The 15,819-nt window shown below is 48.9% G+C and carries 16 protein-coding genes; 10 read left to right on the plus strand and 6 right to left on the minus strand.

Annotated features, from left to right (window positions below):
• Window positions 1-873 precede the first annotated feature (873 nt).
• Complete coding sequence (locus AN477_RS11615; protein ID WP_245631804.1) at window positions 874-1,326, plus strand: GNAT family N-acetyltransferase; 453 nt, start codon at window positions 874-876, stop codon at window positions 1,324-1,326.
• Between the two features lie 182 nt (window positions 1,327-1,508).
• Here the strand turns inward: AN477_RS11615 and AN477_RS11620 are convergent, their stop codons facing one another.
• Window positions 1,509-2,459 (minus strand): GNAT family N-acetyltransferase, encoded by a 951-nt coding sequence (locus AN477_RS11620; RefSeq protein WP_157061930.1) that lies wholly within the window; start codon window positions 2,457-2,459, stop codon window positions 1,509-1,511.
• Between the two features lie 682 nt (window positions 2,460-3,141).
• Between AN477_RS11620 and AN477_RS25245 the strand changes: the two genes are divergently transcribed.
• The 7 genes from AN477_RS25245 to AN477_RS11650 all read left to right on the plus strand — a co-directional run bounded on the left by AN477_RS25245 (window position 3,142) and on the right by AN477_RS11650 (window position 7,477).
• Window positions 3,142-3,735, plus strand: coding sequence for a reverse transcriptase domain-containing protein (locus AN477_RS25245; protein WP_211266002.1), 594 nt, complete (start codon window positions 3,142-3,144; stop codon window positions 3,733-3,735).
• On the plus strand, window positions 3,656-4,465 hold the full coding sequence (locus AN477_RS25250) for a reverse transcriptase domain-containing protein (protein WP_211266003.1): 810 nt from the start codon (window positions 3,656-3,658) through the stop codon (window positions 4,463-4,465). The genes AN477_RS25245 and AN477_RS25250 overlap by 80 nt, the downstream gene beginning before the upstream one ends.
• A 213-nt stretch (window positions 4,466-4,678) precedes the next feature.
• Window positions 4,679-5,491 (plus strand): GNAT family N-acetyltransferase, encoded by an 813-nt coding sequence (locus AN477_RS11635; RefSeq protein WP_054969336.1) that lies wholly within the window; start codon window positions 4,679-4,681, stop codon window positions 5,489-5,491.
• A 171-nt stretch (window positions 5,492-5,662) separates the two neighbouring features.
• Window positions 5,663-5,878, plus strand: coding sequence for a hypothetical protein (locus AN477_RS11640; protein WP_054969337.1), 216 nt, complete (start codon window positions 5,663-5,665; stop codon window positions 5,876-5,878).
• Between the two features lie 141 nt (window positions 5,879-6,019).
• Window positions 6,020-6,481, plus strand: a complete 462-nt coding sequence (locus AN477_RS11645) for an NUDIX hydrolase (protein ID WP_054969338.1) — start codon at window positions 6,020-6,022, stop codon at window positions 6,479-6,481.
• A gap of 156 nt (window positions 6,482-6,637) precedes the next feature.
• Window positions 6,638-6,793, plus strand: coding sequence for a hypothetical protein (locus AN477_RS24510; RefSeq protein WP_157061931.1), 156 nt, complete (start codon window positions 6,638-6,640; stop codon window positions 6,791-6,793).
• Between the two features lie 204 nt (window positions 6,794-6,997).
• Entirely contained in the window at window positions 6,998-7,477 is a 480-nt protein-coding gene (locus AN477_RS11650) for a DnaJ family domain-containing protein (RefSeq protein WP_054969339.1), read from the plus strand.
• Between the two features lie 194 nt (window positions 7,478-7,671).
• Here AN477_RS11650 and AN477_RS11655 read toward each other — a convergent pair whose 3' ends face one another.
• Window positions 7,672-8,076: a MerR family transcriptional regulator gene (locus tag AN477_RS11655; protein ID WP_054969340.1), complete on the minus strand. Its 405-nt coding sequence runs from the start codon at window positions 8,074-8,076 to the stop codon at window positions 7,672-7,674.
• A gap of 103 nt (window positions 8,077-8,179) precedes the next feature.
• Here AN477_RS11655 and AN477_RS11660 point away from each other — a divergent pair, with 103 nt between their 5' ends.
• Window positions 8,180-9,004 carry an SDR family oxidoreductase gene (locus AN477_RS11660; RefSeq protein WP_054969341.1) on the plus strand — a complete coding sequence of 275 codons (825 nt, stop codon included), beginning with the start codon at window positions 8,180-8,182 and terminating at the stop codon, window positions 9,002-9,004.
• A gap of 332 nt (window positions 9,005-9,336) precedes the next feature.
• Here AN477_RS11660 and AN477_RS25895 read toward each other — a convergent pair whose 3' ends face one another.
• The 4 genes from AN477_RS25895 to AN477_RS11680 all read right to left on the minus strand — a co-directional run bounded on the left by AN477_RS25895 (window position 9,337) and on the right by AN477_RS11680 (window position 15,059).
• Window positions 9,337-9,594 carry a hypothetical protein gene (locus AN477_RS25895; RefSeq protein ID WP_054969342.1) on the minus strand — a complete coding sequence of 86 codons (258 nt, stop codon included), beginning with the start codon at window positions 9,592-9,594 and terminating at the stop codon, window positions 9,337-9,339.
• A 258-nt stretch (window positions 9,595-9,852) separates the two neighbouring features.
• Window positions 9,853-10,320 carry a tyrosine-type recombinase/integrase gene (locus AN477_RS25900; protein WP_425388168.1) on the minus strand — a complete coding sequence of 156 codons (468 nt, stop codon included), beginning with the start codon at window positions 10,318-10,320 and terminating at the stop codon, window positions 9,853-9,855.
• A gap of 673 nt (window positions 10,321-10,993) precedes the next feature.
• The gene (locus tag AN477_RS11675; RefSeq protein ID WP_083486211.1) at window positions 10,994-13,072 is read right to left on the minus strand and encodes a peptidoglycan D,D-transpeptidase FtsI family protein; all 2,079 of its coding nucleotides are present in this window, start codon (window positions 13,070-13,072) and stop codon (window positions 10,994-10,996) included.
• Window positions 13,073-13,337: 265 nt separating this feature from the next.
• Entirely contained in the window at window positions 13,338-15,059 is a 1,722-nt protein-coding gene (locus tag AN477_RS11680) for an ATP-binding protein (RefSeq protein ID WP_054969344.1), read from the minus strand.
• 157 nt (window positions 15,060-15,216) lie between these two features.
• On the opposite strand from AN477_RS11680, the gene AN477_RS11685 reads away from it, so the two are divergent.
• Window positions 15,217-15,648: an SRPBCC family protein gene (locus tag AN477_RS11685; protein ID WP_425388166.1), complete on the plus strand. Its 432-nt coding sequence runs from the start codon at window positions 15,217-15,219 to the stop codon at window positions 15,646-15,648.
• Window positions 15,649-15,819 lie beyond the last annotated feature (171 nt).

Consider the following 15,819-nt stretch of genomic DNA (forward strand, 5'->3'; position numbering starts at 1 on the left):
ATCTTGTCTGTAGAAGCCATCGACGTGCCTCCTCTACTATTTGCTCGTCACCTTTAGTAGATTGCACTCGATGGCTTTCTCGTCAAGATCCAGCCTTGGAATTTACACCACTACATGAGACTCTAACTAAGGAAAAGGATGGATATACTCACGTCACATTTCGGCTTTACAAAGGTCTCACTGATCTTATTTCGCTCTTGTTCATTTTCGTTGTTTCCTTTGTAATTTTATCGGTCCGATTTTATGAATTGAATGTGTTCTCTCGGGCAGTATTATCGCTCCTGTGTACCTTTTTTGCAGCGTCAATTACATTTTGCTTTACCTGGCTTTCAGAGGATGGGCAAGACGGGGAAGTCCAACTTGTGGAGTTCGTGAAGCGGATTCTTGAGCTGCGGCGACTGAGCCAATAAAAGGTCTATATCCTGATTAGTGAACACGTGTGTATAAATATGCAGTAGGTACCAACTGCTGTCCTTGAACATCAGGGCAGAAGAACTGAGTGCGCCATGAGGCGCTATGTATTGAAGCCACCGACTCCAGTGGTTGGCGAGTACCTCATCCCGCCAAGGCTAGGATGGCATGCGTTGGGTCTGAGCAGAGCCAGGGTTTGAAGCCATCTGACAATGCACCCGTGAGGGGGAACCAACCTCCCAAGATGCGGGGCTAGCCTCGAAGAACTGCTGCGGAGGAATCGTAGTAGTGTGAGATAGGGAAAGCCTGTCACATGGCGAAGGGTTCCAGTTTAAGGTGCATGCGCGTTGACAAAGTAGGGCTCCTCGAAGAGTCCGAGCGCCAAACTGCCCCTTCGGTGGTGGGTCGGCTCGGGCTTATTCTACAGAAGGAAGAGAATATGGGGGGACTGATTTGGTAGACGTGTTTGTCACAAGGGTTAAAGATTTAAACGTCGATGACGTGTACCCCCTGGTGCTTGAAAGCGAAAAGGAAGGGTTTCGTTTTGTAAGGCGACTCTACGATGAGTATATGAGTGGAGCAAATCGGTTCGGCTGTGACGGAGAGGCACTGTTCGTTGCCCGGCAATTGAATCAGATGGTCGGTATATGCGGACTGAATCGAGATCCATATAGACCATTCGGTAACGTAGGTAGAGTTCGCAGGCTATACGTGCACACTGATTTTCGGAAATATGGTGTCGGCAGACAATTGGTTTCCAACGTTATTATGGAAGCAAGACGGTTTTATACGACCTTGAGCCTAAGAACAGATAATCCCATGGCAGACCAGTTCTATCGAGCGATAGGATTTTCCACGGATCATGCGCCTGATAATGCAACTCACTGGCTTTCACTGAATCCAGAAAGCGATTAGTAGTCGTCTCGTGTTAACAGAGGCGATACTGTGGCACAGGATCGTCTGTCGTATTGCATGGATATACAGTGGCAGTTCGGCCACTGTTCCGTCGCAATCGGGCAGGAAACACGCAATATGAAATCTAGCGGATTTAAACGTATAATCCGAATGATGTACGAGCCCCTGATGACATGCACGGTTCAGAGCCACTTTTCAAGCATGTAAAACCCAGGAGAAGGTTGATATCCAAGTCGTTGATTCAATGCAATTATGGATGTATTTGTTGCTTCATTGTTGGTAACCGCATAGGTGAACCCTGCGGATTTAGCCCAACGCAATGAGGCGATTTTCAACGCGAAGGCGATAGATTGTCCACGGTATGCTCTATCCACAACCGTGCCACCATTGTACACTGTGTTGTCTGGTCTTCCATACAAACTCGCGCTGGCCACCCATACTTCGTCATGTAATGCGAACCACATGCCCTCCGGCTCGAAAAGTCCGCGTTGCTCTAGTATCTCTTGCTTCCACACCCCGAATTCCGGTAGTGTTCCCCCTGAACTGACAGGCTCATCTTCCAACAGCTTCATCTCTAAAACATAAAAATTCTGCATATTTTCATCGGTTGTACCCCCTAGCTCCCGGAGGTTAGCGAGACGAACACCTCGTCTATTAACCTGTTCCAATGTCGCGGAAAACGATTCTGGCTGCCATGCGGACAAATCCAATCGTGACTCAAATGCATGATGCGCGACTTGGAATCCTCTATTTGTTGCGAAAGACAGGCTAGCATCATCATTATCACGTATGTTTGTGTTCACATGAATAGCGTGGTTCTGTGTTAGCCAAGCATCTAATTGTCTATACAATAAGGTACCGATTCCTCGGTGTCTCTCATGAGTCGACGATGTGATGCGCAGGTTAAAATATCCGCTCTTGCTCGCCAATTGGTCAGGAAAACATCGACCAAATCCGACCACTGACTCTGTGCCGTCTACTACCACATAATAGGTCGTCGGTCCGGCTTGGTCGTCATGAGCTATTTGTCTTCGAAACACCTCTAAGTCCACCGACTTACTTCCGCTGCGATTTAACATTGATACAACATGTGGCATATCCTCGTAATCACAAGAACGAATTGTGTAATCCATTTGCGTGTCCGCCTTTCTGAATTTAAATCCCCCAATCGCAAGCTGGAGATGTATATTGACCACTCTACCATACCACCGCTAATGTAACGTTATGTCGGAGTTATCAAACTACCAGCCACAAACGAGGGCTTACTGCATCAACGACCAGTATGGTTCCTGTGCATAAACATTCAGCGTGCCCAGCCAAGCTGGGCATGACTAGTCGGTGAAAGTCCGACCGAGGTAGGGGCCAGACCGCCTCGTAGCTAGCAGACGCCTGGTGGTGAGAGCCTAAGGGTGGAGCATCTGTGAAAAGCCCGTCAGGGTGAAGCAAACTTGCAGGCCGTAACGTGAAGTGAATCCTGCCGCATCGTTAAATCGGACCCGCAAGGGACAAGAGAGAGCCGAGCGCCGTGAATAGTTGCGAAGGCCATGGGACGCGTGAAGACTCTGGAAGTGCAGCGCGGAAGAACTCTCCGGTGTAGAGGGATCGGCATGTAAGGAAAGTTGTGTTCGGAACTGGGGAGACCCTCCTCCGCACGGCGGAAGCCGTAACGAGCGAACCTATAAGCCAAGCGGTGAAATGGCAAGCTGCGGAAAGGGAGTCGGAGGGGGCCGTAGTACCAATGAAGCGAGGACAACACAACCTCGCGGAGGAAAGGGCCCACACTTTGTTCACGGGTATCAATGGAGGTAAGAGCGAGTGAATGCAGTGAAATCTGCTAACGACACCAAAGTGAAAGTTCGAGAACTCCAAAGAACCCTCTACCTTGCAGCGAAGGCGAAACGTAGTCGCAGGTTTCATGCTCTGTACGACAAGATTTACAGGGAAGATGTCATGTGGGAGGCTTGGCGACGAGTCAAAGCAAACCGGGGCAGCGCGGGAGTAGATGGAATCACGATTCTACACATCGTGGAGATGTATGGGGAAGGGAGATTCGTTCAGGAGACCCGAGAGCAACTAGTCAGTGGGAAATACCGCCCGATGCCAGTTCGGAGGAAAGACATACCCAAGGGAGATGGCAAAAGCACGAGGCCTTTAGGTATTTCCGTTATCCGGGATAGATTAGTGCAAATGGCCACGAAAATCGTGTTGGAGTCCATCTTTGAGGCGGACTTCAAGGACTGTTCATTCGGATTTCGACCGAAGCGCAGCGCGAAGCAGGCTGTTGAGCGGATACGCCAGACTGCGAATCGCGGAGCGGTAAATTGGGTCGTTGACGTGGATATTACCGGCTACTTCAACAAACATTCCACACGACAAACTGCTCACGCTCGTGAAGCAGAGGGTCAGTGACCGGAGAACCCTTAAACTCATCAGACAGTGGCTGACAGCCGGGTACATGGAAGAAGGCCTGTTTCATGAAACGGCTATCGGGAGTCCTCAGGGTGGTGTCATTTCACCGCTACTGGCGAACATCTACCTAAACTACTTGGACACGGTGTGGGAGAAACAATATTCTCATCTCGGTACCCTGGTGCGTTATGCTGATGACTTTGTCATCTTGTGCAAAACAGAAATAGACGCTTTGGAGACCATTCAAGTGCTCAAAGCTGTCTTCAGGAAGCTAGAACTCAGTATGAACAGAGAGAAGTCTAAGCTCGTTCATCTTGATAGAGGCAAAGCGGGATTCGACTTTCTGGGGTTCCACCATCGGCGGATGCCGGTGTTGAAGAAGCGAAGGCGTGTGGACTACCCACTACGCAGTCACCCATCCATGAAAGCAATGACAAAGATGAGAGCCAGGGTGACGAAGGAGACCTCTCCACGCAACAGGCTCTACTGGAGTCCCGAGCAGATGCTAGAGAATCTAAAACCTATCATACAAGGATGGCGGAATTACTACGCCAGCGTCGATCGCTCCGTCAGCCTCAGATACTTGGCGAAGGTGGATTATCATATATACCGACGGCTGTATCTGTATTGGCGAAAGAAGCACAAGAAGAGCAAGCTCACTCCCACACAAGTCTTTGAACTGTATCGTCGTAAGGGATTAAAGAAACTCAGCCGATACGGACCGCTATAAGGCACAAGGTGAAGAACATCGGAAAGCCGTATGCGGGAAAACCGCCTGTACGGTTTGATGAGGGGGGGCTGGGCAACCAGTCCTCCACTCTACCTTGTGCCGACGGCACAGGAATGTCACTAAAGGGCAGCATTCCTGAAGAAGATAGACCCCACCGAGGACTTTAGCGCACCGTCGACATTCTGAACATAAGTAGAGCTAGGAGGAAGCAATTTGGAATTATCTTTGAACATTGAATTGGCTCGCAAACTGGAAGGAGACCTGCTTGCGGGCAACAAGGAGCTCATGCAAGTCTGGAACGAAATAGATCACAAGTCAGAGCTGAAGGTTTTAGAGTTGGAGAACATTTCCGCCGTTTATGGTGGTCCTGATTGCCCGATTAACGAAGCAGTAGGTCTAGGGATGTACGGTCCCGTTCAAGAGGAAATTATTGAAGCAATTGAGGAATTCTATCGTTCGAACAATCATGACACAGAAATTCGAGTTTGTCCCCTTGCACATGAATCCCTGGTGGAACTGACCCGGAAACGAGGGTATGTTCTTAGTGGCTTTTCCTACCGCTGGATTCTTACTTTAGAGTCATGGACATCCCCTTTAATGGTACCCGACTCCAGAACCCGTCTTGCCATGCCTCAAGATGAAGACAATTGGTCAAAGGCTGTAGCTAGCGGATTTGCTGATCAAGACAACATGTCAGAAACGACTGATTTAACTCTTGAGCATGCTTTCTTTCGGATGAAGAGTAGCATTCCGTTCATTGCTGAAGAAAAGGGTAAAGTTGCTGCCGGTGGCGTTCTTGCGCTGAGCGACGACGTCGCCTCTTTGTTCGCAACGAGCACTTTGCCTTCTTATCGCGGGAGAGGTCTTCAAACAGGCTTGTTGGATTCGCGGTTGCGGTACGCCAAGGACCGCGGAGCACGCATTGCAACGATTGAAACAGATCCAGGGTCGGGGTCACAGCGCAATGTGGAGAGGGTGGGATTTCAGTTAGCAGACGTTACGGCAGAGTTAGTAAAACACTATTAAAGATTTTTTAATCTATCTGCTACGGTGTCAATCACAAAACCGGCTCCCATCCGTACATAAATATTAACGAGGAATTTTCTGGGTTATGTCGCTCTTGGGCAGCATTCCTGAAGAAGCTTTACATGCGAATGGATGAAATTGGTATGATTCCCATGCTGGGAGGTGGCGCTCATGTCACGCACGGGTGGGTTTTTATTTTATCTTGGTACTGTTGTTATGGTCGTGGAATTAATAGCGAACATTGTGAGCATTGTGCGTCTCAGTTCCATTCACGCAGTAGGAATGAACTGGGGTTCTACCATTGTCGTGTTGTTCGGCTCTTTCTATCAAGGTGGAACGTTAATGGGGATAGGTAAAATAATCGAGCTGTTGGAACGGAAACGATGACAAGCGGTTGAACGGGGCTTGAGTTGAACAGCAATGGGGGGAATCTCCATCGCATGATTATACGGGGGAAGTCGGCGGATGCTTATGGGACATAGGAGCAGAAGAACGCAACAAGGGTCACCAGACAAAGGAGTTATGAGAATGACAGGATATATCATGGAGTTGCGCAAGGCAATCGGGACTAAGCCGATTATCCTTGCAGGTGCTGGAGTAATACTGGAGGACCAAATGGGACGAATTTTACTTCAACACAGAACTGACAACCATACTTGGGGCATCCCAGGCGGTTCAATGGAACTAGGTGAAAGTTACGAAGAAACCGCAAGAAGAGAGGTATTCGAAGAAACGGGTCTGGTTGTTGGTGAACTCGACCTTTTCTACTTGAATTCAGGTCAACACACATTTTATAAGTATCCAAATGGTGACGAGGTTTATATGGCTTGCGTGATTTTTACTACAATTGACTTCACGGGAGAAATCCAAATGCAGGACGATGAAACGGCGGATTTGAGGTGGTTTCATCTTCAGGAAATCCCAGATAACATCAATCCAAATGACTATCGTCCAATAAAGGATTTCGTCGCTACACGTTCTCGTTCTTGAACAAGCGGCTGCAGCATATCTTCAGCAACGCTGTACGTAGGTCAACGCATGAAAATGCACTGTTGATTGTCCATTCGTTGCGGGACAAACGGGCAGTAGAGCTGAAGAAGGACTGGAGATCGGACTTGACAACTCAGTTGTAAGGAGGACACGTGTTTGCACGGAAACGGAAGAAGAGCACTTTTTGCTGGTGTCATCGCCTTACTGTACACCTTAATCAGCGTTTCGGTAGGGCAGGCACAAAATTTGACTATTCCCCTCGAACTTGGAGCGATTATTGGATTGCTACTATATCTGTGCATTCGCAATTGATTCTGTGGGGATGCAGCGCCTGCGGAAACGCAACAAGGCGACGTCAAATTGTATCAATATGCAGCAAGCGAAGTTTGGCAGTTCTGGGACTCTCGGGCAGTTATCCTGAGTTACCGTTGAGAATTGTGGATTTTGAGGTGAATGAATGTATCTTAGAGGCAAACCGTTCCGAGCTAACACTAAGGTCGTGTAGGGGGAGATTGAATGTCCTTTCTGTGGAGAAGACGTAGGCGACTTCAACGTGACCAAATTGTAAAAGAGCAGCCTAACAACACTGAGGCGTCAACCGAGACACCAGAAGAGCCTACTGCTCCGACACTGCCCCGTGTCCACGGCGGGAATTGGATGGATGCAGTGATGGAACAACATGCAAAAGACGGCGGGTTCGATAACCTGCCAGGCAAAGGGAAACCTCTGAATATAGATCTGAAGTCTGATGTATTTGACGGAATTCTTAAAAATGCAGGTGCTGTCCCACCGTGGATTGCACTGCAGCAAGAAATCCGACAAGACATACAAAAGGCAGTCTTATTAAAGGAAACCGAGCTGAATGTCGATCTAGACAGTACCATCGCTGAAATCAACACCAAGATACGACGATTCAATACGCAATGTCCCACGCCACTACTTCAAAAGCGAAGCGTATCCGCAGAAAATATTGCTGAACGGCTATCGGACTGGTGATTGTCGTGTGGGAACAAATATTGGAAGAAAGCTAATGTACTAAAAGGGGTTCCTGCTCGACCAGATCGTCATCTGGGGGCATATCTCTCACACGGGTAATCCACCGATTCTGCATATACATGCGGTGAGCGGCACATAAGGTCTTGCTGCACAAACGGTATGTTGAAGACAGGTATGTTGAATAAGAGGACGACTTAATCAGAACGGCGAATCGTTAACATATCGTGAGCTCGTTGCGGATCGTTCATTAATGCCATCTTGTATTCCAACATCCAGTTAAGTGTCTCAAGGATCTGATCCAATTCGTCCTTCTTACGTTCAACCTCACTCATCTTTTGGCGAATCCATTCAATCACTTCGAGATTGGAGCTCATATTTGTATCTTGATTTTTCAAGATTTCTTTGAGTTCGGTTAATGAACAACCCAACCCCTGAAACTTCTTGACCAGTTTCAGACGTTCGATAGCCTCATCTGAATAGTTGCGGTAGTTATTTTCCTCTCTTCGGACATGCCGACTGTCCAACAAGCCTTCCTTTTCATAAAAGCGAATTGTGTAGGCTGTTAACCCTGTCTTGTCGGCTAACTCTTGAATCTTCATGTAAATCTCTCCTCAAGATGACTTGCCTTAGAGTCCACTCTATAGTTTAGACTGCAATTGTTCAAATGATAATACAACCTAACGGTTTAAGGAGGATATCAAGATGCGTGTTTTCGTAACAGGAGCAACAGGTTACATCGGTTCCGCTGTCGTTCGGGAACTCATCCATGCCGGTCATAAGGTCGTCGGACTTACCCGGTCGGACAATGGTGCCGCCATACTGAAGGAAGCTGGTGCCGAGGTACATCACGGTGCCCTTGACGACCTTGATAGCCTTCAAAGCGGAGCCGTTGCTGCGGACGGTGTCATTCACCTGGCGTTTAAAAACGACTTCTCAGACTTCGTCGGATCGCTAGCAACCGATCTACGCGTTGTCGAGACCATAGGAACGGCACTCAAGGGCTCTGGCAAGCCTTTCGTGATCACCGCTCACGCGAACGGGGAGGCTTCGGAGAACGCGGCGTTTGCGCTGGCTGGAGTGCGATCATCGGTCGTTACTCTCGCACCGTCCGTGCACGATGAGACAAAAGCTGGCCTCGTCTCATTGTTGATCAACATCGCCCGCGACAAGGGCGTCTCGGCCTATGTGGGAGACGGGTCAAACCGCTGGCCGGCCGTACATCGCCTCGATGCGGCGCGATTGTTCCGCTTGGCGCTGGAAGCCGCCCCGGCAGGGTCACGGCTTGATGGGGTCGGCGATGAGGGCGTACCATTCCGCGATATCGCCGGTGTCATAGGTAAACACCTGAACATGCCGGTGGTCAGCATTTCCCCCGAAGAGGCAGAGGCCCACTTCGGCTTTCTCGCCGCCTTCGCGTCGCTCGACACGCCGAGGTCGAGTGTACAGACTCAGGAACTCTTGGGATGGCGGCCTGTGCACCCCGGGATAATCGCGGATCTTGAACAAGGGTACCATTTCAACAGTTGATGCAAGATTTAGCGTTACTACTCGTGACAACCAAAAAGTGTGGGCAGGACAATCGTAACTGGGGCGCTGAAGTGGACACTAATCCGGCGCAACACATGTTAAATTCACTAAGCAGGTCTCGCGTATATGCCTGACCTGCTATTTTACCGACAACCTAGTTGCAAATCTACTTGAATTAACAGGGGGGGGGGAGACGCTGTGAAGAACAGTCGACGATATGTCATCAGTGGAATTACCATCATTCTTGCATTGATACTTTATTACGTGATTGATTACGCAGTTGTTGCTAATAACGTGCGAAGCCATGTCAAATCAGCATTGTCGACAACGATTCAATCAGTTGGGCAGTTGACGCCATCTCTGCTGACCATGAGGTCGTGGTCTGCCTTAGTCCAGGGCTTGTCCTTATGCTTCACGATTCCCTTGCATGCGCAATCGGTTGATGTCATTGCGTCACTGGACACTGTCACTTCGCTAACCAACTGCGGGTCGCCATTGAGGATCTCGACTATTTCCTCCACGGTGTGAGTTGCGTACAGATCAAGAATTCGCTGTTGGAAGTATGCTTTGTCCGGACGTCGCTGCGCCATGTGCAACACTCCTTTTGAGTCGAATTGTTACGCCTAAAGGTCGGATAGTACGAAAGTACCGTTAGTACAGGAGACTCAAGTTCGTTGTACTTATGCCCTGGGCGATAGCACTGACATAGGAAACTTACCGCTTGCGGATTGATATCTCGTTCCAACACGATGAACGAGTCACCGACATTCACGCCACCGGTTTGTACACCGTTGAGATCTTCAGGAAGTTGACCGAGGATGTGTTGAAGTGCAATTGGGCCCCCACCGTTACGTAAGAATTTTGTGGCAAAGTAGTGCCGAAAGGTGTGAGGTGATACACGAACGTTGTTGATCCCTGCTTTCTTGGCATAGCATTTTGGCAAATATTTCTCCTGTGTATCTCTCTCCGAACTGTGATACCCATAGAAAGTCATCTCGTTCCAAATTGCAGTACAAAATGAGTTCCCGGAGTTCTCGACTGGTAAGGGGAGAGATCTGGGCAATACGAGTGCGGCAATTGTTCGTAATGGCGCCTGGGAGAACGATTTGGTTAAGCGAAAAATCCACATCAGAGACCCGGACAGACATCAGTTCACCAATTCTGAGGCCCGTATCGGCGAGGTAGAGGGTCGCACATTGGTCCCTCATTCCGATGAAGGTTTTCCGATTCGGCTGTTGCAGTAACTTTGTGACTTGCTCGTCAGAAAACACGTTGCTATGCTCGGTATCGTCCGGCTGATAACTGATGTTGTTCATGGGTGAGACAGATAGGTAACCTTCTCGGACGCACCAATTGAAGAGGATTTTTAAGTTGCGAATGGCGTTGTTCACGGTTCGAGCCGACAACCCGACACCACCGTTCGGATTGGTAGGATGATCGTCCCATTTCACCTTTTCGTAAGGTGATGGATGTAACTCTTAATCACATGGGAATCTACCTCGGACGTTCAGGTGGAGTTTTCTGTCGAAAGGGAGAAGTTGTCACATTTGTCCGCCTCCATTGCGCTAAACTCAAGAAGCGGGATTCCAAAACTCTGCGTGGCAGTATGGGGAGAACATGATCAAGGGAAAGTTTTGAGGAGCTCCTGAAAAACCTTATGTAGCAGGGGATTTTGAGACCAACTCCTGTTGCCGTCATGCCATCCATTCAGCCATTTCATCGCCACAAACAGCGAATTCATTCCGATGATTGCAGACAAGCTGCGGATGGAACACAAGGTCGGCTGAGGATTAGCGCGGCTTCGAATTTCAGGTTTGACTCGCGAAATCACCATTGGAAACAAGGACTGAACAAGGGACTACGCCGCCCCACGGTCGTAGTCCCCTTTTCTGAGGCCTCTTTACGTTCTAAACGCCTTGCGGGTACTGAGAAGATATCGCCTTGGGAGCGTTCATCCCAGGACATTTTCCCCGACAGAGTGGGTGTTGGTCAGGGACTTTGCTCAGGCACTACGTAAGCCAACGACTTTACCCATGTATTTGGGATGTTTGGACTTTGCCATTGGCTTTTAGGAAAGAACTCATGATGTTGTTTAAAGTAGTCGTCCATCAATTTCCGCGCCAGCGGCACAGCAGTCTGAGCACCGTAACCCGCCCCAGGAATCATTACCGCAACGGCAATTTGAGGATTGTTGTACGGCGCATAACCGATGAAGACGGAATTGTATTCCGCTTTCCCATTCATGTAAATTTGAGCGGTCCCCGTTTTTCCAGCGGCTTGATAGGGGGCATTCATGAAGCTTCCTGCAGCCGTGCCGTACGGCAGGTTGCACACGCCCCACATTCCCTGTTGTGCCAAGTGCAAGTACGTAGGATTGATGTTGAGGTTTTTCTGAACCACTGGTTGGAACACCTTGATAGGTTTCACTTTTGCGTTGGTTCCCAGCTGGGCTTCCGGAGGAAATACTGCTTTTAATAAATGGGGCTGCAGGCGTTTTCCCCCATTGGCTATCGTGGCCACGTACTGTGCCAATTCGATGGGCGTGAATTCCTGGGACTGTCCGGTTGCAGCGAAAGCCAGATCCACCGGCGTACCATGGTTAACGTATCGACCTGTTTTTTGCAACGACTGCGCTGCCGTTTGAGGGTTAATGGGAACTTGAATATATTGCTTTAACGAATCTTCAATGTAGAAAATGCCCTTTTGCTCCCCAGGCAGATCGATGCCCGTCAGTTGTCCTAACCCAAAACTCTCCTCGCCTTGGAACAACCTTGTAATACCTGTTGCAAAATCTGTGTTCAACCAATGGGTGTAGCTCATACCTGCGGGAGGACTACCGCCTGTGGTTGCCGTAGATCCAACCCATTTCCCCAGGTTGAGTCCAAGGTGGTAGAAAAACGTTTCATCGGAAATTGCAACGGCCTTCAAAACACCGGTGAGCCCTGCCGCTCCATCACCGTGAAAAAAGCCGGTTCCAATCTGCGTCCAGTTCGTGTCAAAAATCGTCGTGGATGGCGTAATGGCACCGTATTTCAAAGCTGTGAGGAGGTTCGCTAGTTTCACCGTGGAACCTGGATACAGTGGTCCTTGGATGGCATAGTTCATCTGCGCCCCGGATGTCTGCAGGTATTGTGCATGTTTGACAAACGATCCATTCGTATACCAGTTGGGGTCCAGGTACGGGTAGCTCAACATCGCCAGCACGCCTCCGGTATGCACGTTTAAAACCACCGCGGCGCCTTGCTTGATTTGACTGCCGAACGCTGAAGTTTTGATTAAGTTCATCATTTGCTCTTGGGCATCTGCCTGTAACCTGCCATCCAACGTCAGCTGAAGAGTGTCCCCTGACGTTGGGGCGGGAGAGTACCCGACTGATGTGGCACCCTGATTACCTTCCATGACCTGGTATCCAACTTTTCCTTGAAGGAGGGACTCGTATTCAGCTTCGAGACCCGTCTCGCCGACTGATTGTAACGGAAGGTAGTTCGGATATTGTTTCTGGTTTTGTGGTGTAATGGGCCCCACATAACCGAGTATCTGTCCTGCGAGGTCCCCATTTGGATAAGCGCGTTGAGAGTCGACTACGACGTTGATACCGGGTAAACTGCCATGGTTCTCTTCGATTAATGCGAGTTGTTTAGGCGTAATGTCCTTAAACAATGTAATGGTTGAGTAGCCCTGCTGCGCTTGCATGAGCTGCATCACGTGGGCTGGCGTCGTGTTAAACCACGGGGCCAATTCGTTTGCCATGAATTGGTCATTTTGATTCTTCATGCGTGTCAGGTAGACACTGTAGATGGGTTGATCGTAGGCTAGCAGATCGCCGCTGCGGTCGTATATCCATCCACGGGCAGGCATGACAGGAATTTTAGTCAATGATGTCGTCGTAGCTTCTTTCCGAAACGTGCTGCCTTGGGCAATTTGAAGGTAGCCCAGACGCAGTATCAAGGTCGTGAAGGAAAGAAACACCAAGCTGTAGACAACTCCAATACGAGGAGTAAATACTCGCTTTTTCGGTTTGGCTCGCAGTTTAGACGGTTGCCTCTGCTGACGTCGTTTGTGTTTCACTGTGCTCCCTCATTTCGACACTTGCTGTGAAGGTTCGACCAAGTAGATGAAGATTAGTAGCTCATCCCGTTAAAGACATGGGGGGTTTAGCCGACACCACTCGGCAGCGGTAATCTTTCACAACCGTGATGTTACTAGGGAAATTTCAGCGTCATGTTAAGTGAACATGGAAATTCCGTGGAGTTGATATTTTTGTTTGAGAAATACTCTGTGAAAAGTGACGAAGAGCGCTGTGTTTTTATTCACGTGGCCCAATCTTTCGCAGTCAGTTCGTTGTTGCAAGTGGAAGACAGACCGTCATGCGCGTCCCGTGTCCCGGTTCGCTTTGAACATCCAAATGTCCTTGATAATCTGCAATGATCCGTTGACTTATAGTCAGTCCGAGCCCGGTTCCCTCGGCCTTTGTTGTATAAAAAGGTGAGCCCATCATAGCTAACGACTCAGACGATAGCCCTTTACCTTGGTCTTCGATCTCGACGTAAATGTTTGTTGCGTCTGCCAGCAGTCGAATCGTTAGGTCTCCTTGTTCCATCGATTCAATTCCGTTTTTCGCAATATTGATAAAAACCTGCTTCAATTGATTTTCGTCACATCTCAATAACGGAATATCCTCTGGAAAAACGGTAAGAATTTGAACGTTGCGCATGACAGCAAAGGTGCTTAACAAGTCAACGACATCGACGAGTGTCTTTCGCAAATCAACATATTTTAGATTTATGGCCTGTGGCTTTCCAAGAGCAAGCAACTCACCGGCAATATGCTCAATATGGGTTAACTCCTGTTTCATAATGCCTAAGTATTTTTGACGTTTCTCCCTTGGTGTCTCAGAGTCCATCAGTTCCACAAATCCCTGCAGTGCAGTCAGTGGATTTCGAATTTCGTGGGCGACGCCTGCAGCCAACTGTCCGACTGTACTTAATTTTTCATGCTGTCTGACATACGCCTCAGCACGTTTTTGGGGGCCGATGTCCTTAACGATGACGTACAGCCCAATTCGATGTCCCCTTACAATCATTGGAACACTGGTACATCTTGAGATGATGGTATGACCATGGTGATGCCGTAACGTCAATTCCACTTCCTGATTGATTTCCCCCGAAAGGGGGAGGCGATTTGCCGAGTCTTCGGTCCCATTGTAAATTAATTCATCAAAGTGCTTCTGGAGCAGCAACTCTTCTGGATAACCCAACAGTTTTTGAAAGGCAGGGTTCTGATCAACACACTTCCCTTTATGGTCGAGCGAACAGATCCCATCTGGATGGTGCTGTATCAGGGACCGATAACGCTCCTCACTCTCTTGAAGTAATTGATAGTATGACATCATTTTGTACAAACCTAATTGGATGCTTGCATTCAGGCAAACAGCAAACCAGACGTCTTCGAGGGATAACAATGCGGTGAAGATGAGTACCAGATAAGATGTGTAGTAGCCCCAATGCAGTTCCCTGGCTACTAACCCTAATTGTCTGCGTAACGGTACGTTGCGCTTGTTCGCTACAATGACTGCTGAGAGACTACGGTTTGCAATGAGGTGAACAAGTAAGGCCAGTATCACTGCTGCGAGAGCATGTTCAAACCATCCGAACGCGATCAGGAGAGAGGAACTAAGTACGGACTTAAAGACGATAGAGCCAAGGGAAAGCCCGATGGCCACGTGTGCAAACGTCGTAGGGTAATGACGCCAAGTCCACTGGAACCGTGGTGTTAAGACAATGAGTCCTGGAATCGCCACAAGAGGAATCGTCGAGAGTGGCAACACAAATATACTTGCGATGAGTATCAGTAATCCGGGACGCCAGTTTGCCCCGCTTGGCAGCAAAATGGAGAGTCTCGAAGACAAGGCGAAGAGAAGTGCAATAAAGACGAACAAACCAAAGTGAGTGGGAAAGTGACCCAGTGAAACACAGTGAAACAAGGACAATAAAATGAGTAAATTTCCGCCGACGGTCATCAGGCTGAGCAAAGAGCGCTGAACAATAGCGTCCATGGTACACCTCGTCCAAATAGATGGAAACAGAATTCGCTAAAATCCCCTAATATACCTCTTTTTCTGCAGCCACACCAACCCCAGGAGAGTGGCTGATAGTGTTTCAGTGTTATAATAGGCAGACAAAGAGCCGCTTTTTGAATTGGGAGGTACCATTGTGCAAGATACCCTACTGCCTGAAATTCGTAAAACTGTTGTCATCAATGCACCGGGAGAAAAAGTCTGGCAGGCTATCTCTACGTCAGAGGGCATTGCAGGATGGTGGATGGAGAACACGTTTGAACCTATACCCGGACATGAGTTCATACTTCGGGCGGGTCCTTATGGTGACTCTCGTTGCCGAGTAACAGAGTTCGAACCCATGCACAAGATCAGGTTTGATTGGGACACCGATTGGCAGCTGACGTTCCAACTTGCAGCTTTAGATAACAGTCAAACGGAGTTCACGCTCATTCATTCCGGTTTTGATGAGAAAAAATCTACACTCTTCGGACAGCAGCACACAGCGGTGCGTGAAATCATGGACGGCGGGTGGGAGAAGATTGTCAAGGAAAAGCTCCCATCATATGTCGACTCCCAAACCAGGTGAGTGAACGCAGCCTGTTAAAGCCCTCGGCGACCGACGGGGGCTGAATTTCAATCACTGGGTCAGGATTTCACCGGGCTGGTTCTGTCATAGGTTTGAGGGAATTGATCGAATTGCGAGGTGTAATGTCGCTAAACATGCCAACGTAGTGTTGAACCTCTCCTGCTTCATCTT

It is taken from the genome of Paenalicyclobacillus ferrooxydans (assembly GCF_001399675.1).
Lineage (GTDB): Bacteria > Bacillota > Bacilli > Alicyclobacillales > Alicyclobacillaceae > Alicyclobacillus_B > Alicyclobacillus_B ferrooxydans.

Coding starts and splice junctions, on each gene's coding strand:
- AN477_RS11660 (WP_054969341.1), top strand. CDS start 8,180: ATGCGTGTTTTCGTAACAGGAGCAACAGGTTACATCGGTTCCGCTGTC.
- AN477_RS11640 (WP_054969337.1), top strand. CDS start 5,663: ATGTCACGCACGGGTGGGTTTTTATTTTATCTTGGTACTGTTGTTATG.
- AN477_RS25895 (WP_054969342.1), bottom strand. CDS start 9,594: ATGGCGCAGCGACGTCCGGACAAAGCATACTTCCAACAGCGAATTCTT.
- AN477_RS11655 (WP_054969340.1), bottom strand. CDS start 8,076: ATGAAGATTCAAGAGTTAGCCGACAAGACAGGGTTAACAGCCTACACA.
- AN477_RS25900 (WP_425388168.1), bottom strand. CDS start 10,320: ATGAACAACATCAGTTATCAGCCGGACGATACCGAGCATAGCAACGTG.
- AN477_RS11650 (WP_054969339.1), top strand. CDS start 6,998: ATGTCCTTTCTGTGGAGAAGACGTAGGCGACTTCAACGTGACCAAATT.
- AN477_RS11680 (WP_054969344.1), bottom strand. CDS start 15,059: ATGGACGCTATTGTTCAGCGCTCTTTGCTCAGCCTGATGACCGTCGGC.
- AN477_RS11620 (WP_157061930.1), bottom strand. CDS start 2,459: ATGGATTACACAATTCGTTCTTGTGATTACGAGGATATGCCACATGTT.
- AN477_RS11645 (WP_054969338.1), top strand. CDS start 6,020: ATGACAGGATATATCATGGAGTTGCGCAAGGCAATCGGGACTAAGCCG.